The following is a 22990-nucleotide window of genomic DNA, read 5'->3' as shown; positions in this document are numbered from 1 at the left end:
GCTATCCGCCTTTAAATTGTATTCCTCGAGGCATGCAAATTGCATGTTAACGCTCGAGGAATAAACGGATTGTAGTCTGAATAAGGGTTTATTATGTCTAGTAAAAATGAACTAATCCCATCTCCTGAGAATGATGAGTTCTCATATCTGCCTGTCCTGCCTCTCAGAGATGTTGTGGTATATCCACATATGGTGATTCCTTTATTTGTAGGACGGGAAAAATCAATCAAAGCATTAGAAGCTGCCATGGTTGATAACAAGCAAATATTTCTCGTTGCCCAGCGCAAATCATCCAACGACGATCCATCGCCCTCTGATGTTTACAACATAGGCACTGTAGCCAGCGTATTACAATTGTTAAAATTGCCTGACGGCACCGTTAAAGTGCTGGTAGAAGGCGAAAAACGGGCTCATGTAAAAAGCTATAAACAAGATCAGGGCTATCTTGAAGCGCTGCTTGAAGAAGTGGACGAGGTGGTTGGAGAAGTCAATCCCCAGGAAATTGAGATATTAATGCGCTCATTAATGTCCCAGTTTGAGCAATATATCAAATTAAATAAAAAAATCCCGCCCGAAGTGTTAAGTTCACTTGCTGGTATAGAAGAGCCAGGCCGCCTGGCTGATACGATAGCTGCACATTTAACTTTGAAGGTCGACGATAAACAGGAGCTGTTGGAAACTCTGGAAATCGGTGTCCGGCTTGAACGGCTAATGGGGGCAATTGAAGGCGAAATCGATCTGCTTCAGGTTGAAAAAAGAGTCCGTGGCCGTGTTAAGCGTCAGATGGAGAAAAGCCAGAGAGAGTATTACCTGAATGAGCAAATTAAGGCAATACAGAAAGAATTGGGAGAAATGGGTGAAGAAGGCAGCGAGATTGAGCAATTGGAAAACTCAATCAAGAAAGCCGGTATGCCCAAAGAAGCCAAAGAAAAGTCCATGGCTGAATTACATAAGCTAAAAATGATGTCGCCCATGTCTGCTGAAGCCACTGTTATTCGTAACTATCTGGACTGGATGTTGAGCGTGCCCTGGAAGCGTAAGAATAAAATTCAGTTTGATTTGCGCAAAGCTGAAAACCTGCTAAACAAAGAACATTACGGCCTGGAAAAAGTAAAAGAACGAATTATTGAATATCTGGCAGTGCAACAGCGGGTCAAGCGTATGAAAGGCCCCATCCTTTGTTTGGTCGGACCTCCAGGGGTCGGTAAAACATCCTTAGGCCAATCCATCGCCAATGCAACCGGTAGAACCTTTATCCGAATCGCGTTGGGCGGTGTGCGCGATGAGGCAGAAATTCGAGGACATCGAAGAACATATATTGGCTCTATGCCTGGTAAGATCATCCAGAAGCTCTGTAAAGCGGGTGTTAAAAATCCGCTGATCATGCTGGATGAGGTGGATAAAATGGCCATGGATTTCCGTGGTGATCCAGCCTCTGCCTTGTTGGAAGTGCTGGACCCTGAGCAAAACCATACATTCAGCGATCATTATCTGGAAGTCGATTATGATTTGAGCGATGTCATGTTCATTGCTACCGCCAATTCGCTTGAGATTCCTGCACCATTGCTCGATAGAATGGAGGTTATTCGACTTGCAGGCTATACCGAAGATGAAAAAGTAAATATTGCAGAAACCTATCTCATTCCCAAACAAATGGTTCTTAATGGACTCAAGGAGAATGAGTTAATTATCAATGAAGGTGCGGTACGCGAAATTATTCGACACTATACCCGTGAGGCCGGGGTACGTAATCTCGAACGGGACATTGCTGGTATTTGCCGTAAGGTGGTCAAAGATATTCTCAGCAGCAAAAAGACCAAAAAAGTCACGGTTTCAAAAACAAATATTGAAAAATATCTTGGCGTGAAAAAGTTCCGCTATGGTCTCGCTGAGGAGTTTGATCAGGTTGGACAAGTAACCGGATTAGCCTGGACCAGCGTCGGTGGAGAACTGTTAACCATTGAAGCCTCAATGATGCCCGGTAAAGGAAAAACAACGCATACCGGACAGTTGGGAGAGGTGATGCAGGAGTCTATCCATGCGGCAATGACTGTAGTGAGAAGTCGCGCCAAGTCCTTTGGGATTGGTGATGATTTCTATGACAAGAACGATTTCCATGTGCATGTGCCAGAGGGGGCTACCCCTAAAGATGGTCCAAGCGCAGGTATTGGAATGTGTACAGCCTTGGTTTCAGTCGTGACGCATATCCCCGTTCGGGCTGATGTTGCCATGACTGGTGAGATTACATTACGAGGGCAGGTGCTTCCTATTGGCGGCCTAAAGGAAAAATTGCTGGCGGCTCACCGTGGCGGTATTAAGCATGTCATTATCCCTGAAGAGAACCGTAAGGATTTGGAAGAAATACCAGATAATGTATTGAAGAAATTACACATTCATCCGGTAAAAACAATTGAGCAGGTTTTAGAGCTTGCATTACAGCGCAGCCCGCTTGTTGTTGTTCCAGAATCTGACAATTCAGAAGCCAAAGAAGTCATTTCAGAAAAAACTACAAAAAAAAATGAAAATAAGGATTTACATACCCATTAATACCGAGTATAGTTCACACCGTTGTCCGCTACTGGCGGGCAACCCAAGGAAGTGACTGCTTGACTGAGGCAAAAGATTCTGATTAAATTCGCCTCATGGAAGGATGAATAACTGATAGGGGAAAAGATGAACAAAACTGAATTGGTAGAAGCTATTGCAAACGGTTCTGGTGTCACTAAAGCTGATGCTGGACGAGTTCTTGAAATGTTTATGTCTACCATTATTGATGCACTCAAAAGTGGTGATCAGGTGGTTTTACCAGGATTCGGATCTTTTTCAACTGGTAACCGTTCTGCCCGTGTTGGAAGAAACCCACAAACTGGCGAACAGATTGAAATTAAAGCGTCAAGAGTTGCTAAGTTTAAAGCAGGAAAGTCTCTGAAAGAGGCTGTGCAAGAAGCGTAAGTTTTCGGGTGCTTAGCTCAGCTGGGAGAGCATCGCCCTTACAAGGCGAGGGTCGCAGGTTCGATCCCTGCAGCACCCACCAAGAATTGGAGTGGTAGTTCAGTTGGTCAGAATACCGGCCTGTCACGCCGGGGGTCGCGGGTTCGAGCCCCGTCCACTCCGCCAAATTAACGCGCCGTATGGCGCGTTTTTTTTATCTGGTTTTTAGCGAATTATTTTCTTGTAAACAATCAATAATGGAACTCCAATAATGTTGCAGAAGCTGAACGAACGTATACAAGGTCTTGTGGCCTGGATAGTTATAATTCTGATTGCCGTAACATTTACTTTATTCGGGGTCGATTATTATATGCAATCCCACCAGGCTTCTGATGTGGAAGTTACGGTCAATGATCAGCCGATTACCAAGCAGGCCTTTGAAGTGAATTATCGACGCGCGCGCCAGCAGCGCGATCCATCTGAAATGTCGACAGAAAGCGACATGGCACTGAAAAAAGAAGTGCTTGATGGGATGATAATGAATGAGGTGACTGTACAGGCTGCCAAGAAGGCGGGCTTTGAGGTCAGTTTCGAGCAGGCTAATGCTGCAATTCAAAGTATTCCACAGTTTCAGCAGGACGGCCATTTCTCCGCCGAGCGTTACCAGCAGGCACTTAGCGGTGCTATGTTTACACCCGAATCCTTCCAGCAGGAAGTGCGTCAGGGCATGCTTCTTAACCAGCAGCGTTTTGCTTTCATCGGTACAGCCTTTGCCTTGCCCGGGGAAGTAAAGCGTTTTGTGAAATTATACATGCAGACAAGGGATTATGATTATCTGCAAATTTCTACCAAATCATTTATGGATAAATCGCAGATAAGTAATGAACAGGTAGACGCTTTTTACAACAGCCATAAAAAAGAATTTATTTCACCCGAAAAAGTGGTGATCAACTACGTTCGTTTGTCCATGCAGGATGTGCGAAAAAATCTAAAAATCAATGACGAGGAAGTGAAGCGTTATTACGAGGAAAACCAAAATAATTTCCTGACACCCGCTCAATGGAAAGTGGCCCACATCCTGTTTGCGCTTCCAGCTGACGCTTCGGATGAGGCAGTTGACCAGGTGAAACAGAATGCCGATGAAGCATTTCAGGCATTGCAAAATAATCCAATGCAGTTTTCGCAGTGGGTAAAAACAATGTCAGCTGATAAGTTATCTATTAACAATGACGGTGTATTACCCTGGATAATGGCAGGACAGACCCAATTCGATAAAGCCTTATCTGATTTAACAACGCCAGGGCAGATTTCGGCACCGTTCCGCAGCAGCAATGGCTTTGAAATTTTTAAATTAATCGACTACAAACCTGCCCAACTAAAACCTTTTGATTCAGTAAAAGAGCAGATTGCAGATCAATTAATGACTGAATTATCGCAGGCTCGCTATGCTCAATTACTTGAACAACTGACCGATCTCAGCTACCAGAGCCCTGATTCGCTGGAACCTGTAGCTGATGAATTAAAGCTCAAGATTGAGCAAACGCAGCCATTAAGCCGAGAGGGCGATGATTCTGAACTGGGTAAAAATCGTCAAGTGGTTAATACTGCTTTTAGCCATGATGTGTTGAAGCTTGGCAATAACAGTGAACCTGTTCAGTTAGATAGCGATAGCGTTCTGGTACTGCGTGTTAAAAAACACATAGCGGCCAGTGAAAAGCCCTTAGCTGAAGTACGTGAAGATATCATCAATCGCCTGGCTTTGCAGAACGCGGCCAACAAGGCAAAAGCGTTAGGCACCAATTTATTATCCACTAAACTGGATTCCTCGGAAGACGAGAAGTTAATTGCAGCTAACCAGTTAAAATGGCAGGAAATTGACAATGCCACCCGTGACACAGACAAGGCCGAAGCCATGATCAACGATCTTGCGTTTAGTCTGGCCAAGCCAAATAGTCAGGATGGTAGAAAATTATTAAATGGTGATTTCGTTATCGTTCGCCTGAAAAAGATTACCGATGGTAAACTGAAAAATCTGGACAAAGAACAACAAGCCAGTTTGGCACAACAAATAGAAGCAAATTATGGATTAATGGATTACGATCTGTACGTCAATAATTTGGTGGCTAAAGCCAAAGTTGACAAACATTAACTTTTAAACCAATACCCGGGATAAAAACAAGGAAAGACTTTTATCCTGAGGATTAGTTTAACTCGCAGTATGAGGTAAGTTTATGGCAGTATTTACCGAAAATGATATGGCTAAGTTGTTTTTAAATTTATCCGGTGATTATGAACACCTTAAAGAGCATGGAAGAAATCCGACCACCTATCAGCGGTTGACTCAGGAAGAGATATTTCAGGAATTGGCCAGACGTGTCTATCATGCTTTGAACGCCCCCCTAAGCCCATGGAAACAGCTCTCATCAGACGATCAGAATAAAGTTCTCCGGGTTCTTTACAGTTTTTGCAATTCTGTCCCTGAGTTTGTCAGGCTGCCTGCCAGTTTTCGCAACAGCTATTACAATTACAGCGGCTATCCTCTCTTCCTGAATATCGATATACATTATCATCCATATCGTGATTACGATTGCTACTATGCCAATCACAGTGATTTTCTATTTACCTGGTTGATGTGGGATATGATGTTGCATTCTCATGGCCACCATGCCCATTATGATGGCTGCTGCGGCCACCATGATCATGACGGGGAAAATAATGGTGAAGCGCTGGCAATGCTTTTACTCATCCTGTTAGCCGCAGTTGCAGCTGTTTTAACATTTATCGCCCTCTATTATATTCTTCAGAAAATCTGTAGTAACCTGGAACGTATGTATTTTAATGAGGGGTGGTTACAGGCGGCTGTTTCACTTGCCAGCATGATCGCAGGTGCTGCTGCCGGTGCCCTTGTAGGAACTTTTTTGCTTTCAACGCCGCTGATGTGGTTAGCATTTAGCGCGGGAATCAGTAACCCTATTGGTATCGCTATTACTGGTATTGTAGTGATGACAATACTGGGAGCAGCTGGAGTCGCGTTTATTACCAATGCAGTACAGGATTATTGTATTAAGAAAAATCATCCCAATGCTATCGATCCAAATGATGCATACCGCTTCAGGTTAACACCAGAAGAGTCACAGAATCTGGAAGCAAAGGGAGTTGATCCTTTCCAGGCAGTGATGGCAATCATCGCATTGCGTCTGGAAATGGCAAAATTGGATAAGAAAAACTCAGGCTCCAACCATAAAAAAATTCCATCGGTATGGGCGCGCTGGTTTACTAAATCTGGCCAGGAAATTCAGGAACACTTGAATACTATTCGGGATATTCGCGCTGGTAATCTCATTGTAGCAAAAGCAGGGGACAAGCATTTTTCTCTGATGCATTTATACCAGTTAAGCGAGAGCGAAGTTTGGAACCTCCAGGCTAAAGGTCTCGATCCCATAGCTGTAACGAATGCCTTGAATCATGTGTATGCACAATTGCAACGGGACATAGCTGCACAGCGTGTAGAAAAAGATAAGCATTATGCAGAGCCAACTGCTCAGAATCGTTATGTCAGTCATGATTACTACTTCGAACAAATTAGCCGCTTGCGTAACGGCGAAGCCACCCAGTTTGAATTGAATGGTGTATTGTATTCATTGAGGGCACAACCTCAACAACATTATTCAGGCCCTTACAACGGCTATTCTCAGCCATATGGTCAAGCGCCAACGCATCATCACCATCATCCTTCAACAGGAGGAGGGCAGACACATTTCTTTAGTGCTCAGCCCCAGCCTTATACGGCCACAGGAGAGGTACGGGATGATCAGCATATTCTAGGTGGTTCTTCTGAGCCAACGCCCTATAGCTTATATCCCAATCTATACACGGGACCGACCCCTTCTGCGCCTCCTGCAAATTATGGGATGGGCTCTAAATAAGTTGTTCCTGGGGAAATGGGCCACGCGGTCGCAGCCCATAGCTATCTACACATGCCCTACGCCTTGCGGCTTGTCCGCAGGGTCCAGTGTTTCTCTATGAGTCTTCTGGTTCCCTCGGACAAGCCGAGGGACGTAGAAGCTTAGTGCAGACTGTGTTTTCAGAGATTTGTAGATACCTATGGGCTGCGACCGCGGGGTCCACTCCCTCCATCACATTTAAGCAATAAACATAACCACTGGAGATTTTGATGTTACATAAAACCATTGCGACTGTTCTCTTGGGAGCAGCTGTCGTCAGCACAGCCAATGCGGGTAGTGCATTGCAGAGTCTAATATTTGCAAATAAAAATTTGTTAAAATCCAAAGAGCAAACTGCTATATCAGCTAACTCGCAAATTAAAGCTGCGAACTTCTCTGGAAATTGGATAGGGACATGCAGCGATATCGATGGATCGGTACCAATGGAAATAGATCAATCTGATGAGTACATTTCTCTGGACGGCCAGGAATTTATATACGGAGCCATGACTACAATGGCTTCTTCAAGTAAAGCTACTTATGATAATACACAAGTGCGTTTTACCTGGAATCCAACTAAAACCAAATTAACTGCAAATGCAACAACCGTCCATACTGGCAATGATGATAAAAACCTTATAACACTTATTTCAGAAGCCACTTTATCACTGAATGATAATATGCTGGTGATGAAAATTAAGGCTGTGTTATATAATAACACAAACTCTATTGGCGAAACTTTTAAGGGATCTTGTACTTTTACGAAGGTTTCTTGAGATGAGGTTTAATTGATTTAGAAGAATGGGCCCCGCGGTCGATGCCGCGGGGATACAATGCCGCACAGCGCGTATACCTGACGGCCTAAGAATACCCGTATCCTGCGGCCTAAGAATACCCGTATCCTGCGGCTTAAGAATACCCGTATCCCCGCAGCCTAAGAATACCCGTATCCCCACGGCCTAAGAAAACCCGAATCCACGCAGCCTAAGAATATCCGTATCCCCGCAGCCTAAGAAAACCCGTATCCCCGCAGCCTAAGAATATCCGTATCCCCGCAGCCTAAGAAAACCCGAATCCCCGCGGCGTGACCGCGGGGTCCATTCCCTATCTTATTGAGTGCTTAATCCATGCAGGCCAATGCTTTAAAGCCTGGACAACTAATTTAACTTTGGTAGAAAAATAATTGTACTGTATTTTATGCACTGCGTGTTTAGGCAGCAGCAGCCAATAGCGGCCCTGGTTTTTCATGTGCTCACCGAGATAAGCAGCTTTTTCACTGGCTCCCCAGTAAATGTCCCCTCGCACGAGTCCGCGAATTGCTCCTCCAGTGTCCTGTGCAATCATTAAACGTTTGAATTGTTTCTGTTGCTGTTCATTTTGATCAGGTACTTTGGTTACCAACCACAGGGGGGCGCCAAGCGGGATCCATTTGCGATCAATTGCCAGTGAATAGCCCGGTGTCAATGCCATCCCCTGAGCGCCAAGCGCAGCTTTCTTTTTCAGATTCTGAAAAAATACAAAAGACTTATTCTGGTGAAGAATCGGATTGACCTTATTCGGGTTGTTGGATAGATAGCGCTTAATTGCTTTTTTGGAGGCATTATCCTTATTCATAATACCTTTTTTTATCAGGACACTGCCTACAGAGGTATAGGGTGCGCCATTTTCGCCTGCATAGCTGAGATAAAGATCCTTACCGGTATTTAATTTGACAACTGCCGCTCCTTCAATTTCCAAAAACAAGCGATCAACAGGGCTGTTAATCCAGGCAATGACTGGCGCTTTGTGATTTAATACCCCTTTATCAATTTGTTCACGGGTATAATAAGTATTTCGTTTCCATCGTAAATCATTGGGTAGACCATAAATAGGAGTATTATACTTTTGGGAGCGGGTGAGGCTTCCTTTTACCTGTGGTGTGTAATAACCGGTGAATACCCCTTTTACGGGTTCTTTTTTGCCAAACTCAATGGGATAAAACCATTTTTCGAAAAACTGCCGAGCGTCTTCCTCGTAGGCGGCATCGATAGACAGTGCCGCTCTGCAGGCCGGTTGCCAGTCTTTGGCTTTCAAATCAATCTGTGTTGACCCTACCGGATGTTGCGGGTCTTTCTTAAGAAATGTTTCACAGGATTTTTTAAAAGCGGTCAGTGATTTTTTGACATCTGCATCTTCCCAGCCGGGTAATTGGTGAAAGGGAATTTGCTTGATTGCCAGCTTGTTAACGACCATAGGGATAGCAGGCTTTTGATTGGCCTGTGCTTTGGCCAGCGGTGCTTTAATCAAGGGCATGTGGGTGGAAAATTTGGTATCGGGAATAGGCAGGATAAAGCTCGCCTGTGTTACAAATGAGAGATCCCGCAGCCCTTTGTGGGGTAAAAAACCAAGCGCACTTCCAAAAACACCAAGTGTTGTAACAATTATATAAATTAGCTTTCTTTTCATCGTGGTAATTTTACACAAGATGAAGAAAAATACAACATTCTTTACAATTGGGGGAGGAGGGTGACGATAATGCCGGGCTTTACAGCCCAGGCTACGATAGGATTTATTCTTCCAGGTTTGACATTGAAACCGCATGGTAGCCGGCATCTACATGGATCACTTCACCAGTGATACCTGAAGATAAGGAGGAGGCTAAAAATGCGGCTGTATTACCTACTTCTTCAGCAGTTACATTTCGCTTTAACGGGGTTGTATTCGCATAAGCGTTCTGCATCTTGCGAAAGTCCTTGATACCCGCTGCTGCCAGGGTTTTAATTGGACCGGCAGAAATGGCATTCACCCTTAGCCCTCGACGGCCCAGGCTGGCAGCCAGATAACGTACGGAAGCTTCCAGACTGGCTTTGGCAATGCCCATTACATTGTAATTAGGTACTGCTTTTTCGGCGCCATAATAGCTCAGGGTAATAATGGATCCCTGTGTACCTTCCATCATCGGCAGGGCAGCTTTTGCAAGACCTACGAGGCTGTAGGCGCTGATATCATGCGCAATACGAAAGCCTTCCCGATTACAGGACTCAATGAAATCACCGCTAATCTGATCCGCAGGTGCGAAAGCAACTGAATGAACCAGAATATCCAGCTTATCCCAGTGACTGCCCAATTGCTCAAATACGGCATTGACCTGTACGTCATTGGCTACATCGCAGGGGAAAGTTAATTTCGAGTTGAACTCAGCAGCCATGGACTCTACGCGGCCCTGCAGTTTTTCATTTTGGTAGGTGAAAGCCAGTTCGGCTCCCTGCTCATGAAATGCTTTGGCAATTCCATAGGCGATCGAGCGATTACTGGCGAGGCCGACAATCAATGCTTTTTTGCCGTTTAAAAAACCCATAAGACTCTCCTTTATTCATTATTATGCATGGCCAGCAGCTCACGCATTTTTGCCTGAATCATATCGATTGCAATTCGATTCTCTCCGCCGCGGGGAACAATAATGTCAGCATAACGGCTGGACGGTTCTATAAACTGCAAATACATGGGTCTGACCGTGGTTTCATATTGATGAACCACTGACTCAAATGAACGATGCCGTTCGACCACATCACGCTTTAGCCGGCGGGTAAGGCAAACATCGAGCGGGGTCGACATGAAAATACGGATGTCCATAATTTCACGCAGCGCTTTGTCCGAAAATAATAATATCCCTTCGAGAACAATAATGGCATGTCGGCCAACATGTCTGGTCTCTGGCAAACGGATGTGTTTGGAGTGCGAATAAATAGGAATATTAACCGTTTCTGATCGGCGTAACAGTTTTAAATGCTCGCAAAGCAAGGCATGATCAAATGCATCCGGATGGTCGTAATTAATTTTTTCGCGTTCGGCAAACGGCAGATGACTATTATCTTTATAATAAGCATCCTCAGAAATAACGACCACTTGCTCGGATCCAAGTTCATTTACAATAGTATTTGCAAGTAGGCTTTTACCGGAAGCAGAGGGTCCGGAAATGCCAATAATTATGGGTTGTTTACTCATGATGTCAGGATTTATAACTTTGGGCTGATGGTAAGCGTTTATCAATATAAATTCAATGATTAGTGTATTAATTTTGAGACTTACTCATTTTTTTCAACAGTACATAGACTGCGCCATGGCCGCCATCTTTTGCCAGGGCACTATGAAAAGCCAGTACTGTGGGCAGCTGCGGCAGCCAGTAGTTGACCAGATTTTTCAATATCGGCTTTTCTCCACGTAAACCCCCTTTTCCATGAATAATCAATAAGCCGCGATGCCCTGATTGAGTTTGCCTCCTAATAAATTCTATTAATGCTTCACGGGCTGCATCAGGGCTTTTGCCATGCAAGTCGAGCCTTCCCTGAATACTGATAAGCCCGCTTTTCAATTCGCGCATCCGTTTTGCGGGGATGGGGTGGGCAGTCCAGGATAAAACTGCGTCGCTTGGTAATTCTTCCCGATAGGAATCCGACAGGAAAACAGTTGGTTCGGCTCGGGTAAAGGGGGCTTGGGGCCTTGAGGGCACAGGTGCTGGTTTTTTGTAAGTGCTGATTTTTTTATTCGATTGACGAAGCGGCTTAACTGATTGCATTGCTTTTCGGAACAGTTCCTTGTCTTCATCTGATAAATTGTCTTCAGCCATGGATTAAGCCTCGCCGGATACGTCTTAGGGGTTTTCTGCGCTTGATATCTATAAGCTACCAAGAGTATTCTTGTTTTATTACTCTTTAATTATACAGGGTTTATATGGCGAATATTAGCATTGATTTGGAACTTAAACCCTCAGAAGTCGATAATAGTGTTTTGAGAAAGGGCATCATTGATTTTAATGTGGCGCATTTGGGCGAAAAAGCAGTTAATTGCAGTGTTTTTGCTAGAGATGAGAACAATAAAGTTATTGGCGGCGCTACCCTTTGGGTTCATAGTGATGCAGCTTATATTGATATTTTATGGGTTGAAGAGTCATTTCGACAACAGCGAGTAGGGTCGGGCATTATGCGTGTGGTTGATGAGTATGCGCGCCAGCAGAAGCTTGCCGCTGTGTTTGTCGATACCTTTGATTTTCAGGCTTTGGATTTTTACTTAAAGCAAGGTTATCAGTTGATTGCAGAAATCAAGGCCTATCTTTTAAAGCATGATCGGTATTATCTGCGGAAGGACTTTTGATATCCTACACGTACCGCTTCAAGCGGTCAGTCCATCCCAAGTCTAAGACCCAAAGTATCTACACAAAGCATTTGAAATAAAGCTATCGAATCCCCGCGGCTTCGACCGCGGGGCCCACACGAAGCCAATTTAATGTTAAGGACACTTGTTTATGACTACCTGTTATAGCAACATTGAAACTTGTCTGACGACCATGCTACTTCAACAGGCATGGGCCCCGCGGTCGAAGCCGCGGGGCTTCGGCGGTCGGCGCCGTTCCTTAGAATCTTTGGGCAATGCACTCGTGATCGCATGCCGCAAGGATTCGTGAGAGCTTATCGTGAAATATTACTGAATCAAACACTTAACCTCACAATTCTTACGTTGCTCAACAGGCTCTAAATCGTCGAAGAACTCGTCATTCACATCCTCTTCCGGCTCGCCCTCACTGAACATAGTCGGGACTGTGGCAGACGGTTTAACTGGCAGAATGCAATTGTCGGCCATAAAGGTGACTGTCCAGGAGTCGTCGGAAATAGAAAGGCCTTCGGCATTCCTGCAATGCAAATCAGCGCCTGCTTCGGCCAGCAGTTTAATTGCTTGTTTTCGTCTGCCTTTTGATGCTAAATGAAGCGGCGTATCGCCATTAATGTCTGCAATATTCAGATCCGCCTCGGCTTTGATAAGGCATGCAATTATTTCTTCGAAATTCTTGGAAGCCGCATAATGAAGAGGGCTCCATCCTTTCTTGTCTTTCAGATTGAGGTTAGCCCCTTCCTTGATACAAATTTCAAGCAAATCTTTTCTTTTCAAGTTAACTGTATGATGAGCCGCGCTTAATTGATCAGCATCCTGATGATTAACATTGGCTCCAGACTTCAACAATAAACGCATGCAAGTGGCATTGGTTTTTACAACTGCCCAAAGCAGGGCTGAGCGTTGAAACTGTGGATCTGCTGCATCGATGAGAGCCGGTTGGGATCTCAGGGATTTTAGCAATACTTTTAATTCAAATGTCTTGCCCCAGGTGGCTGCGCGTCGCAATGCCTGATCGGTAACGGGATTGACCGCCTCGCCAGTTTTCCGCAGATTAAGGCGGGCGCTGTCACATTGAGCCTGTAAGTCTTTCGATTGGTCTGGATTCGATTGCGTGATGAAGCTTAGCAAACGAGGAGCCAGTTTACCTTGGGCATTGGCAAGCAGTTGACTGTTAGCATTCTTGATGCGGTTACAGAGTGAGTTGATAGCCAGATGAGACTGCAATTTCTGTTGATTTGCAATATTTAGAGGTTTATCAGCAAAAAGCAGTTCTGTGACTTCAATAGCCAGTTTTAAATAATTGGGTTCAATCAGTTCTCTGGTTAAAAGTGATTTTATGGCAGCCAGATAACTGGCGACAAAACGCTCATTACCTGATAAATCCTGATAAAAAGGCAGTTTCTGCTCAGCAATAACCTCAAGCGTACTTTGAACGCCTGTAGTGGCTACTAAATCTCCATGAGTATTGGATACCATCTCCCTCATTACATTATTCTCAATACTTTGATAGGTGTGAATAGTTCCTATATAGGTTGAGCCGTTTTTTGATAAAATGTACTTCATTTCCTTTTGAAAAGTGGAAATGTCCATATAGGAAAAATTGCCTATTAATACAAAATTGTGATGGCCGGTTATTTCAAGATAATTGCGGATTATTCCGAGGTTCTGTTGATCATCCCCCAAACTATTAAGATAGGCAAATCCATAAGCCGTTTTGGGAATCAGGGTTTGTTGGTCTGAGGTGAGAGGGGCAAGCTCATCCTTATTGGGTATGGAAGGTAAACCCAGGCTGCTAGTACTCATTCCGCAGGAATTAAAAAGCTGTTGTGACGAAGGAATATAATTGAATAATTTAGGCTGATTTAAACGGACTTTTTCTCTAATTGCAATCTGTGTGAATAGATCTGAGAAATCCGGTTTGTTGGCTGCTCCTGCATAGACATATTTTGATTCCGGATCAATAATTTCCAGCATCAGTTCATCGGGGGCAACTTTGCAGCGATTGGCGTCAATAAAAGCGACTACCTGCCTTTCGGATCCAACCAGATCTTCCAATGGAATAGCGGTGGCTTGCAACATCCCTACCAAGGTTATTTTATTATCCATAATAGTGCCGCGCAATTTTTCATAATGATGCATGTTTTCGCGCGTTGAGGTGAGCACCAATTCGAAATTTTCCGGATTATTATGAACTAGCTCACGGGCCAGATCCTGGACAATCTGCACTGCCAACATATAATCACCTTTGGCATTAGGATTGGCACATTGAGCAAAAACAAGGATGGATTTAGGCATTGTCGAACTCACTAATTAACAATACCAGTGAATTTTACCTAAAGAAGCTTAACAGATTATTAATTTGACAAACGGAATGAGTTCAGTTTTGTAAATTTAGGACCGTTTAAGATCTTCAGGCAATTTATTATTATTTTTATTGATTATCATGTCCCGTATGACACTACCGTCAAAATTAATAGGGTGTTCACCTTTAATATAGAGATATAAAGCACTATTAAAAATGGCATTAAAGGTGGTGTTGATAATCAGCCATAATCCGAAAAAAATCAGTCCCGCTGCCAAGGTGAATCCGCCGCCTGATTGAATCTGCAGTTTGAAAAGCTCGGCCAGAAAACAACTGATAGCAACGATTACAGCAATAATCAGAAAGAGGAGAAAGTTGACGATTAGTAATTTGCGCCATCCTTTGCCCAAAAGATGAATCGATTGCTTAATGGCGGCAATCGGTCCCACATTTTCAGCAACCATAACAGGCAAGACAAAATAGGTAACCACTGACCATGAAAATCCAAAAATAGCGCTCAGAATATCAGCGATTGTACTGTGGCTTCGTTCGAGGAAATTGAAAAAGGCGGCAATGGTGGCGCTAATCAAAGCCCAACCCAGTAAAGGTCCTATTTTTTTAAGCGTGCTGGCCATGGCCTGAAAAATATTCATCTTTTGACCCTGCAGGCGCTGAAGGACGCAGTCTATTAGAGAGGCATTGAAAAAAATAATGATAAAGGTCAATAAAAAGTAAAAAAGAATAAGGCAGGCAAAGAACAGCGGCTTTTCATTCTGATAAAGGTGAACAACAATATTGAGTTCAAAAAATGAACTGATGAACAGGCTGGCAATAGCAATAATGACAGCCAGCATGCTGAAAATTGGAAGGATAAGCAGGCTGGGGTTTTTTACCAGAAAACGAAAACAGGCCTTTAGAAATTGCCAGCCGGCCTGGAAGCGTTGTGCATAGGACATGACTATTCTCCACTATCTTTAGATTTAAAGGGTTTGAGCAAGGGAATTAATAAACAACTGTCATACTCCTCGCCGCAGTGAATGCGGCAGATCCCTGCCTGGCTCGGTTCATATTTACTCAATTGTGATAAAAGAATATTCTGTTTAAAAAACCAGTTTCCCCGTAATTCAAGCCGCAGCTCATCCCCCTTATGAAAAAACGTAGCAGAAGGAAGAAGAGATAGTTCAACACAGACCACTTCACCCGGTTTTAGAAATTGCTGCTCCAGAAAGCGATGCTCAGGTTGCCAGGGAAGGCTCTCTTCTTCATTAATTTTGCGAAGGGATACTTTCTGCCAGCCTTTACTTACTATATCGAGACCAAAGCCATAACTTCCTTCAAAAAACACTTCTTCATTCTGATGAAATTTGCGGATCCCTGCGAAAAGATTCATATCCTTGCAATCGATTAACTCTAACCAAAGCCTAAGCTTCATGGGCCCAATAATCTGTAAATCAAAGGGTATGGTATAACTAAATTGCAGATTACCGTCTGTCAGTGAAAACTCCTGTAACTGCTTAGTTTCCAATTCATTGACTTGAAGTATTTGCAGTTGAGGTTGCAGATACAGAGGCAGCCACTGGGTTTCCTTTAAGGGCCAATCGCTATGCGGGGTGATACTATGTATCTTATTGCGGCTTGTCCGTACTTCAAGCCGGACACGCGGTGCGGACATCCAGCCATTGGCTTTATCCTTCAGGAAATAATCAAAAAAATCCAGTTGTGTTTTTAAAGCATCCGTACTGTAATAAGTCGACCATTTACCCCCGCGATGCGTATATAACCATTTATGTCTTGACTGGATTTCCTGATATAAGCGGAATGAACCCTGGGTGTGCAGTGATTGATCCGAAAAACTGCCGCAGATGAGGGCGGGCACTTCAATGCGTTTGATATCCGGTACCTGGCTTTGCCACCAGCTGTCCCGGGTAATCTGTTTGAGCTGCATGTCCCGCATTTCTGGTTTTAGCATTTTTGTCCAAAAAAGGTAGAAGCCGTCCTCACGGATTCCTCCTGGGCGGGCGAGGTCTTTATAGATATCGCTAAATCCCTCCCAGGGACAAATGGCGGCGAGATGGGGTGGATGTAAAGCGGCAACCCGATACTGGCTTAGTGCAAGATAAGACACACCATTTAAGCCCACTTTTCGATTGGACCAGGGTTGATCAGCTGCCCATTCGATCAGTTCATAATAATCCATCGCTTCGGTATCGCTGAGCAAGTCGAGTTTGCCCTCTGATTTACCTGCGCCACGCATATCACCATTAATCAATACATAGCCATTTTTTACCCAGAAATCAGGGTCAGGCGCTTCCCAGCCGGTTAGGGAAGAGAAGCTTGAGCTGGATGGCTGACGCATGAAGCGATAGGGTTTTAAAGGCTGGTACTTTCCCAGAAAAGATTTTTTGGGCAGTTGATCTTTATTATAAGGATGGAAGCAGAGAATGACCGGATGGGATTGGTTATCATCCGGGCGATAAATATTAACGCTGATATGAACTCCATCACGAAGAGGTATTCTTCTATCTTTTTCAATAATCATCGGCGTCTGCGGCTCGTGGACATCCGTTGGCGGCAGAAAAATACGCTTAATCCGCTTTAAAATATAAGCTAGACGAGATTCGCCCATGAAAGTTTCTCTGTTTCCCTTTGCTTTAATGGTTGACTATAAAATGGTTTTTTGCAATTCGGGAGTATAAAGCGCCATTTCACCAAAATCCTGCGCGGACAGCTTTTCAATATTGCTCTCAAACCATTCCAGATAGGGCTGCGCGGATTCATGCTCCTGTGTGCGTAATTCAGAGAGTTGCCGGAGAATATAAGCTTTAGTCAGGTAATGGCTCGCTTGATAATATTGCATTACGATAGATTGGTAGGTATCGCTAATCAGTAATGAGGGTTGGCTAGCATTGGCTGAGTGGCTAAAAAAACCGGCAGAGGACTGGCTGGAACGACCATCAACAAGATTATCCTTTTTCATGTGATCTACCTTAATTTTAATGTTCAATTTAACAGTTTGGATCAATCTAAACAGACAGACAAGTTTTCTTTCTTCAAGCTTGAGAAATGTTTGCTAAAATTAAATTATATTTGTTAGTCGTCATCCCGTCTTTGCGAACGCAGTGAAGCAATCCAGATCGGAGCCTTGACGGAAACCTAATAAAAGGGAAAAGCAATCATGAACGAAGTGGATATTTTAAAAATGTTTTACGACGAGATGGTTGACAGGGGGGTGACTCGCGAACAGGTGTTTCTTGATCTTGAAGAAGAGGCTGCCGCAAAATTAAGCGACAAATTAGGTAAGCCGGTTTCAGTAGAAGACATGCAGCGATTGGCGGATGCATGTATTGCCAATGAATGGCTTGAGCGAACAACAATTGATCCTGGCTATAAGTTTTTATCGTTGACGGCTTCCGGTTTGCAGATTGTTTTGAATAATGAGTATATTTAGTTTAAACATTATGCGTGTTAATCTCACATCCTGCCCCCCGATAGTGGCGAAAATGCGAACGGCTTAGCGTTTTGGCATTTTCTTCATTGACGACTAATTCAATAACGCGTTTAAACTTTGTGAAGAAAGGCGGCACTTCATCACTAAGATTAAGTAAAATGTCGCGAAAACCTCGCGGTTCCTGCTGATAGCCGATTTGGATAGCCGGCGGCGGCTCGGGACCTTCGCCCTGTAAATTATGCGGGATAAAACTGTCATCCTTGAAAGTCCACAGTAACTCATCCAGGCTCTCTGCTTCCTGACGGTTATTGCAGTAAACGAAAACCTGGTGCCCGCGTAGATAGGCTTTTTCCAATAGACGACAGGCAAGCAGCTTTGCTGCTTGCCTGTCAGTCTCCCCTAATAAATAAAAATCAACGCGAATTGGCGACATGGCTTAAAAACTGAATGAGTAAAGGAACAGGACGGCCGGTTGCGATTCGCTTTTTGCCAGAAACCCAGGCAGTTCCTGCGATATCCAGATGCGCCCAGCGATATTTTTTAGTAAAGCGGGACAGGAAACAGGCAGCGGTAATACCTCCGGCACTTCGATCAAAGGATGCATTAATCATATCCGCCAGCGGGCTGTCCAAGGCTTCCTGATATTCATCGTCAAGAGGCATACGCCAGCATTTATCACCGCTTTCTAAAGACGCAGCAATGATATCCTCTGCAAGCGCTTCATCCTGGGTCATAAATCCCGTGGTAACCGTACCGAGCGCGACAACCATTGCACCGGTTAGCGTGGCAATATCAATCACCAGTTCAGGGTTAAACTGTTCTGCATAAGTGAGGGCATCTGCTAGTACCAGTCTGCCTTCCGCATCAGTATTTAATATTTCCACAGTCTGGCCGGACATACTGGTAACAATATCCCCCGGTTTAACAGCAGTCCCGCTGGGCATATTTTCGGCGCTTGCAATCAGACCAATAACATTAACGGGTAATTTCAACAGGGCGCAGGCTTTTAAAGTGCCAAGGACACTGGCGGCGCCGGACATATCGTATTTCATTTCATCCATGGCATTGGCCGGTTTGATGGATAATCCGCCAGAATCAAAGGTAATCCCTTTGCCAACCAAAACAATGGGAGCCTGATTGCCATTGCCATTATAGGCAATTTCAATCAGGCGGGGTTCCTCTGCACTGCCCTTGCTGACAGCCAGCAAGGCACCCATACCCAACTCTGTCATTTCAGGAATGCCAAGGACTCGTGTCTTAATCTGCGAAAAATCACCAGCAAGCACCTCTGCCTGTTGTGCCAGAAAGCTGGGGGTGCAGTGGTTAGCAGGTAAATCGGCCAGGCGTCGGGTTAGGCGTATCCCTTCGGCAATTGATTGTGCAGTTGACAGGGCAGCATCGCTGGTATTGGGTAAGTAAAAGTCAATCGCTTGCAAACTGCGTGGTTTCTTTTGCTGAGTTTTATAATCAGTCAGCTGATAACAGAGGCTATCCACCGCCAGCAACATTTGAGTCAGTTGCCAGTCAGGATCCTGTTTGCCAACAGGGGGCAGGGCAATGCAGGCCTTGCCGATTTTCTGTTTTAACAGGGCGAGAGTTACCTCTTCCACCCGCTTGCGCAGTGAGGAGGCTTTAAACTCATCCCGTTTACCGCAATGTACAAGAAATAAAGCGCGTCCGTTAATGTCGCTTTGCCAGATACTGTCTCCTGCTTCATTCATTTTAGCCATTAGCCGCGGCAGCAGATCGAGCAATTGAGCATCATCAATAGAAGAGAAGTCCTGGGGCTTGGTTTCTGAAAAAATACCCAGTACCAGGCATTCATTTGATGCATCCTGCAATGTTTGGATTAATCCGTAATTCATTTGACTTCCTATAAGTCGCAAAAACTGGTAGTTTACCCAATCTTGAATATCATTCAAATGGTTTTAATTATTCTGCCTATAGAGACCGAAGGTCGTGTTAATATTCCGTTATCTTGCTAAAGAAGTTTTTATTACACTGGCGTCGCTTACCAGCATTTTAATGCTCATATTTATGAGTAATCAGTTTGTGCGCTATTTGAATCGGGCTGCCAGTGGACAAATCCCCATTGTTATCATCATGAAGCTAATGATGCTGGAGTTGCCTAACCTCATGGGATTGCTCCTGCCTTTAGGGTTTTATGTGGCCCTGCTAGTCGCCTATGGACGTCTTTATGCTGAAAGCGAAATGACTGTCCTTCAGGCTTGCGGTTATGGGAATTCGCAATTACTGAAGCACAGTTTTATTCTTGCCATCATTGTTATGGCCGTTGTCACCACCCTGACGATGTGGGTTAGTCCGGTAATTGCTACTGAAAGAGGCAAGTTGCTGCGAACTACGGGCGTCCAAACCCTGATTCAAACCATTGTGCCAGGACGCTTCCGCGGTATTTCCGGAGGAAAGGAAGTGTTTTATGTGGAGTCAATGAGCAGGAACCACAGCAAGGCAAAAAATATCTTTCTGGCGAGACAGACCATCAAGGATTATCAGTTCCAGTGGGATATATTATGGGCCGAACAAGCTTATGCACAAACCGATCCGGAAACCATGGAAGATTATTTGATTTTACAGAATGGCAGCATTTATCAGGGACAGCCGGGGCATGCGGATTATCAGGTCGCAGAGTTTAAGGAATACAAGGCAAGGTTACCGCATCCCAATATTAAAATTGACAATGACATGCGCACCGCAACGACTGCCTCACTATTCCCCTGGTTTAATTCTGATCTCAAAAAAGCGGCTGAACTGCAATGGCGGATATCCATACCGCTTATGGTATTGACACTGACGCTGGTTGCTGTCCCTCTAAGCCGGGTGAATCCGCGATCTGGTAAATATGCCAAATTATTACCGGCTATTGTGCTCTTTATTATCTATGCCAATTTTATGTTCGTGGCCCGTGACTGGATTGCTGCAGGGAAGTTACCGGTTTGGGTTGGCATGTGGTGGCTGCATTTGATTGTTGCCGGCATCGGATTGCTATTAATCTGGCGAAACAGGATCAAGCTGGCATGAAACTACTCGATCGCTATATTGCCAATAACGTTCTCCTGGCCATTGGTTTGGTCACACTGCTGTTAGCAGGTTTACAGATATTTATTCTCATGGTTAATCAACTGGAGGATCTGGGACGGGGCGACTTTGGTATTATTCAGGCGGCCATTTATGTCTGTTTACAAATGCCTTATCAGGTCTATCTTTTTTTCCCAATGGCAAGTCTTCTGGGTTCCCTGATTGGCCTTGGCGTTATGGCCAATAACCGCGAGTTAGTGGTGATGCGGGCAGCCGGGATGTCCATCGGGCAAATAACAACAGCAGTTTTAAAAGCCTCGCTGATTTTGATTGTACTGGTGACATTCATAGGGGAAACAGTGGTGCCGCGGCTCGCTTATTATGCCAATGATGTCAAGGTACAGGCCATCAGCGGCGGCCAGGCTTTAAGAACATCGCATGGAGTCTGGCTCCGTTATCAGAATGATTTTATTACCATAGGAACGGTGCAGCAGGATAATACACTGGTTGATGTGCGCCAGTATCATTTTGATGAAAACCACCAGATGGTTTTTGCCCGTCAAATCTGGACGGTTAAATTCGAGAATAACGGCTGGTGGGCGGAAAATATTTCCCAAACCATCATTGAGAAGGAGCGCACACTCACACAGCATATTGATAAAATGCCCTGGGATGTTTCAGTGAAACCTTCCATTCTCAATGTAAGCAGCAGTGAGCCGGATGAGATGACCTTAAAGGAACTCAGGCAATATTTGCGGGCACAGAAACAAAACCATCAGACTGCATTGAATTATCAATTGGCCTTTTGGCAACGAATTGTTCAACCCTTTACCACAGTGGTCATGATGATTCTGGCGATACCATTTATTTTCGGACCGCTGCGTTCTTCAACCATGGGCTCCAAATTGCTGGCCGGCGCTACAATGGGCTTCGGCTTTCATATCATCAATCGATTTTTTGGGCCGGTAAGCCAGGTGCTCCAATGGCCGCCGATTATTGCCGCCCTGGGGCCGACCGTTTTATTTGCCTTTTTAGGCCTGTATCTTATGAAGCGGGTAAGATAATGATAGTTCGCCATCTACTTGAAGCCGTCATTAATCCATTCATTCTTTTGATATTATTTTTTATTTTTCTACTGTACAAGTTACGAAAACTGGAAGGCTCACAGCGATTGTTTACCGGCTTTAGTATTTTTTTAATGCTGCTTTTGCTTATTAGTACCGGTTGGCTGCCTCGGTTTATAACCAATTCACTTGAAAGGCAATACCCGCCAATTAAAAAAACCGATCCCAAAATCGAATGGATTGTGGTGCTAAGCGGCGGACAGACCGAGGTAAAAAATTTACCGCCGCAATCCTTGCTTTATGCAGCATCCGTCAAGCGTGTCCTGGAGGGCTTGCGTTTATGGCGGCAAACTCCCGGAGCTAACCTGTTGCTTTCCGGAGGCGGTTATGGCCAGGAAACTGCTGAAGCCTTCCGCATGCGTAAACTCGCATTACTGTACCCGATTGATTCATCCAGATTACAGATAGAGACGGGTTCTTTAAATACGGCGGATCAGGCAAAAGCCATAAAAACCTGGGTAGGGGACAAGCCATTTTATCTGGTCACCTCAGCCATTCATATGCCAAGGGCAATGGCACTTTGCCAGGCACAGGGTTTACATCCCATTGCCGCCCCGACTGATTTCACCTTGTATTGGGGTGATGAGCGCTGGCAAAAAACCTTCATCCCCAATGCCCAGAATATGGTCTTTCTTAATATCGCCCTGCACGAGTTGATGGGGTTAGCCTGGGGGAGGTTAAGCGGTTTGCTGTAAGCTTCTAGGCAAACCGCGAACCCTTTCGAATTCCTGCAGCTTTGACCCATAGGTATCTACACAAATGTGTTTCTCACTCCGAATCCCCGCGGCGTCGACCGCAAGGGATATCTGGTGGCCGAAAATGCGCTTTGAGTTTGCAATGTTGCCAAAAAATAGAGAGTAAAAAGACACAAGACTGATACCCTGAATAGGCATCATGTGGGCCCCGCGGTCGTTGCCGCGGGGATTCGATAGCTAATGCATTTGTGTAGATAGCTATGGGTCGACGCCGCGGGGATTCGGTGCACTTAAAGCCCGGGAAATTTCGAAAGCCATATGCGCCGCAGAAAATTCACAGGCTTACAACATAAAACGAAAGA

General features: G+C 44.7%; 20 protein-coding genes and 2 tRNA genes. 12 read left to right on the top strand and 10 right to left on the bottom strand.

The window, feature by feature from the left end:
- Window positions 1-93 precede the first annotated feature (93 nt).
- From lon to DYH42_RS11305, 7 genes are all read left to right on the top strand, one after another.
- Window positions 94-2547: an endopeptidase La gene (gene lon / locus DYH42_RS11335; RefSeq protein ID WP_058523579.1), complete on the top strand. Its 2454-nt coding sequence runs from the start codon at window positions 94-96 to the stop codon at window positions 2545-2547.
- A 126-nt stretch (window positions 2548-2673) separates the two neighbouring features.
- Window positions 2674-2952 (top strand): HU family DNA-binding protein, encoded by a 279-nt coding sequence (locus DYH42_RS11330; RefSeq protein WP_058523580.1) that lies wholly within the window; start codon window positions 2674-2676, stop codon window positions 2950-2952.
- Window positions 2953-2958: 6 nt separating this feature from the next.
- Window positions 2959-3034 (top strand) — tRNA-Val (locus DYH42_RS11325).
- Between the two features lie 6 nt (window positions 3035-3040).
- A tRNA-Asp gene (locus DYH42_RS11320) sits at window positions 3041-3117 on the top strand.
- Between the two features lie 85 nt (window positions 3118-3202).
- Window positions 3203-5080, top strand: a complete 1878-nt coding sequence (locus tag DYH42_RS11315) for a SurA N-terminal domain-containing protein (protein WP_058523581.1) — start codon at window positions 3203-3205, stop codon at window positions 5078-5080.
- 82 nt (window positions 5081-5162) lie between these two features.
- On the top strand, window positions 5163-6857 hold the full coding sequence (locus DYH42_RS11310) for a hypothetical protein (RefSeq protein WP_058523582.1): 1695 nt from the start codon (window positions 5163-5165) through the stop codon (window positions 6855-6857).
- 248 nt (window positions 6858-7105) lie between these two features.
- Window positions 7106-7651 carry a hypothetical protein gene (locus DYH42_RS11305; RefSeq protein WP_058523583.1) on the top strand — a complete coding sequence of 182 codons (546 nt, stop codon included), beginning with the start codon at window positions 7106-7108 and terminating at the stop codon, window positions 7649-7651.
- A 328-nt stretch (window positions 7652-7979) separates the two neighbouring features.
- Here the strand turns inward: DYH42_RS11305 and mltA are convergent, their stop codons facing one another.
- The 4 genes from mltA to DYH42_RS11285 form a co-directional block, all read right to left on the bottom strand.
- The gene (gene mltA, locus DYH42_RS11300; protein WP_083503120.1) at window positions 7980-9320 is read right to left on the bottom strand and encodes a murein transglycosylase A; all 1341 of its coding nucleotides are present in this window, start codon (window positions 9318-9320) and stop codon (window positions 7980-7982) included.
- A gap of 103 nt (window positions 9321-9423) precedes the next feature.
- Window positions 9424-10212 carry an enoyl-ACP reductase FabI gene (locus tag DYH42_RS11295; RefSeq protein ID WP_058523584.1) on the bottom strand — a complete coding sequence of 263 codons (789 nt, stop codon included), beginning with the start codon at window positions 10210-10212 and terminating at the stop codon, window positions 9424-9426.
- Between the two features lie 11 nt (window positions 10213-10223).
- Window positions 10224-10859, bottom strand: coding sequence for a uridine kinase (gene udk / locus DYH42_RS11290; protein ID WP_058523683.1), 636 nt, complete (start codon window positions 10857-10859; stop codon window positions 10224-10226).
- Window positions 10860-10926: 67 nt separating this feature from the next.
- Window positions 10927-11481 (bottom strand): Smr/MutS family protein, encoded by a 555-nt coding sequence (locus DYH42_RS11285; protein ID WP_058523585.1) that lies wholly within the window; start codon window positions 11479-11481, stop codon window positions 10927-10929.
- Window positions 11482-11585: 104 nt separating this feature from the next.
- On the opposite strand from DYH42_RS11285, the gene DYH42_RS11280 reads away from it, so the two are divergent.
- Window positions 11586-12005, top strand: coding sequence for a GNAT family N-acetyltransferase (locus tag DYH42_RS11280; RefSeq protein ID WP_058523586.1), 420 nt, complete (start codon window positions 11586-11588; stop codon window positions 12003-12005).
- 327 nt (window positions 12006-12332) lie between these two features.
- Here the strand turns inward: DYH42_RS11280 and ankY are convergent, their stop codons facing one another.
- From ankY to DYH42_RS11260, 4 genes are all read right to left on the bottom strand, one after another.
- Window positions 12333-14318 carry a Dot/Icm T4SS effector AnkY/LegA9 gene (gene ankY / locus DYH42_RS11275; RefSeq protein ID WP_058523587.1) on the bottom strand — a complete coding sequence of 662 codons (1986 nt, stop codon included), beginning with the start codon at window positions 14316-14318 and terminating at the stop codon, window positions 12333-12335.
- Window positions 14319-14414: 96 nt separating this feature from the next.
- Window positions 14415-15281 (bottom strand): DUF6159 family protein, encoded by an 867-nt coding sequence (locus DYH42_RS11270; RefSeq protein WP_058523588.1) that lies wholly within the window; start codon window positions 15279-15281, stop codon window positions 14415-14417.
- Between the two features lie 2 nt (window positions 15282-15283).
- A complete protein-coding gene (locus tag DYH42_RS11265; RefSeq protein WP_058523589.1) occupies window positions 15284-16951 on the bottom strand; it encodes a CocE/NonD family hydrolase in 1668 nt (555 codons plus the stop codon).
- 36 nt (window positions 16952-16987) lie between these two features.
- Window positions 16988-17302, bottom strand: a complete 315-nt coding sequence (locus DYH42_RS11260) for a hypothetical protein (protein WP_058523590.1) — start codon at window positions 17300-17302, stop codon at window positions 16988-16990.
- Window positions 17303-17500: 198 nt separating this feature from the next.
- On the opposite strand from DYH42_RS11260, the gene DYH42_RS11255 reads away from it, so the two are divergent.
- Window positions 17501-17773 carry a hypothetical protein gene (locus DYH42_RS11255; RefSeq protein ID WP_058523591.1) on the top strand — a complete coding sequence of 91 codons (273 nt, stop codon included), beginning with the start codon at window positions 17501-17503 and terminating at the stop codon, window positions 17771-17773.
- A gap of 1 nt (window position 17774) precedes the next feature.
- Here DYH42_RS11255 and DYH42_RS11250 read toward each other — a convergent pair whose 3' ends face one another.
- Together DYH42_RS11250 and DYH42_RS11245 are read right to left on the bottom strand one after the other, a co-directional pair.
- The gene (locus tag DYH42_RS11250) at window positions 17775-18206 is read right to left on the bottom strand and encodes a DNA polymerase III subunit chi (protein WP_058523592.1); all 432 of its coding nucleotides are present in this window, start codon (window positions 18204-18206) and stop codon (window positions 17775-17777) included.
- Window positions 18187-19638 (bottom strand): leucyl aminopeptidase, encoded by a 1452-nt coding sequence (locus DYH42_RS11245; protein WP_058523593.1) that lies wholly within the window; start codon window positions 19636-19638, stop codon window positions 18187-18189. Before DYH42_RS11245 ends, DYH42_RS11250 begins: the two co-directional genes overlap by 20 nt.
- A 94-nt stretch (window positions 19639-19732) precedes the next feature.
- On the opposite strand from DYH42_RS11245, the gene lptF reads away from it, so the two are divergent.
- Genes lptF through DYH42_RS11230 form a run of 3 tightly spaced genes read left to right on the top strand, consistent with a single transcriptional unit; the run spans window position 19733 to window position 22628 of the window.
- Window positions 19733-20812: an LPS export ABC transporter permease LptF gene (gene lptF, locus DYH42_RS11240; RefSeq protein WP_058523594.1), complete on the top strand. Its 1080-nt coding sequence runs from the start codon at window positions 19733-19735 to the stop codon at window positions 20810-20812.
- Complete coding sequence (gene lptG, locus DYH42_RS11235) at window positions 20809-21873, top strand: LPS export ABC transporter permease LptG (RefSeq protein ID WP_058523595.1); 1065 nt, start codon at window positions 20809-20811, stop codon at window positions 21871-21873. Before lptF ends, lptG begins: the two co-directional genes overlap by 4 nt.
- Window positions 21873-22628 carry a YdcF family protein gene (locus DYH42_RS11230; protein WP_058523596.1) on the top strand — a complete coding sequence of 252 codons (756 nt, stop codon included), beginning with the start codon at window positions 21873-21875 and terminating at the stop codon, window positions 22626-22628. Before lptG ends, DYH42_RS11230 begins: the two co-directional genes overlap by 1 nt.
- The last annotated feature ends 362 nt before the right edge of the window (window positions 22629-22990 follow it).

Source organism: Legionella birminghamensis (assembly GCF_900452515.1).
In the GTDB taxonomy this organism is placed as follows: Bacteria; Pseudomonadota; Gammaproteobacteria; order Legionellales; family Legionellaceae; genus Legionella_C; species Legionella_C birminghamensis.
The sequence above is the reverse complement of the archived record's forward strand: the minus strand, read 5'-3'. Positions and strand labels throughout refer to the sequence as shown.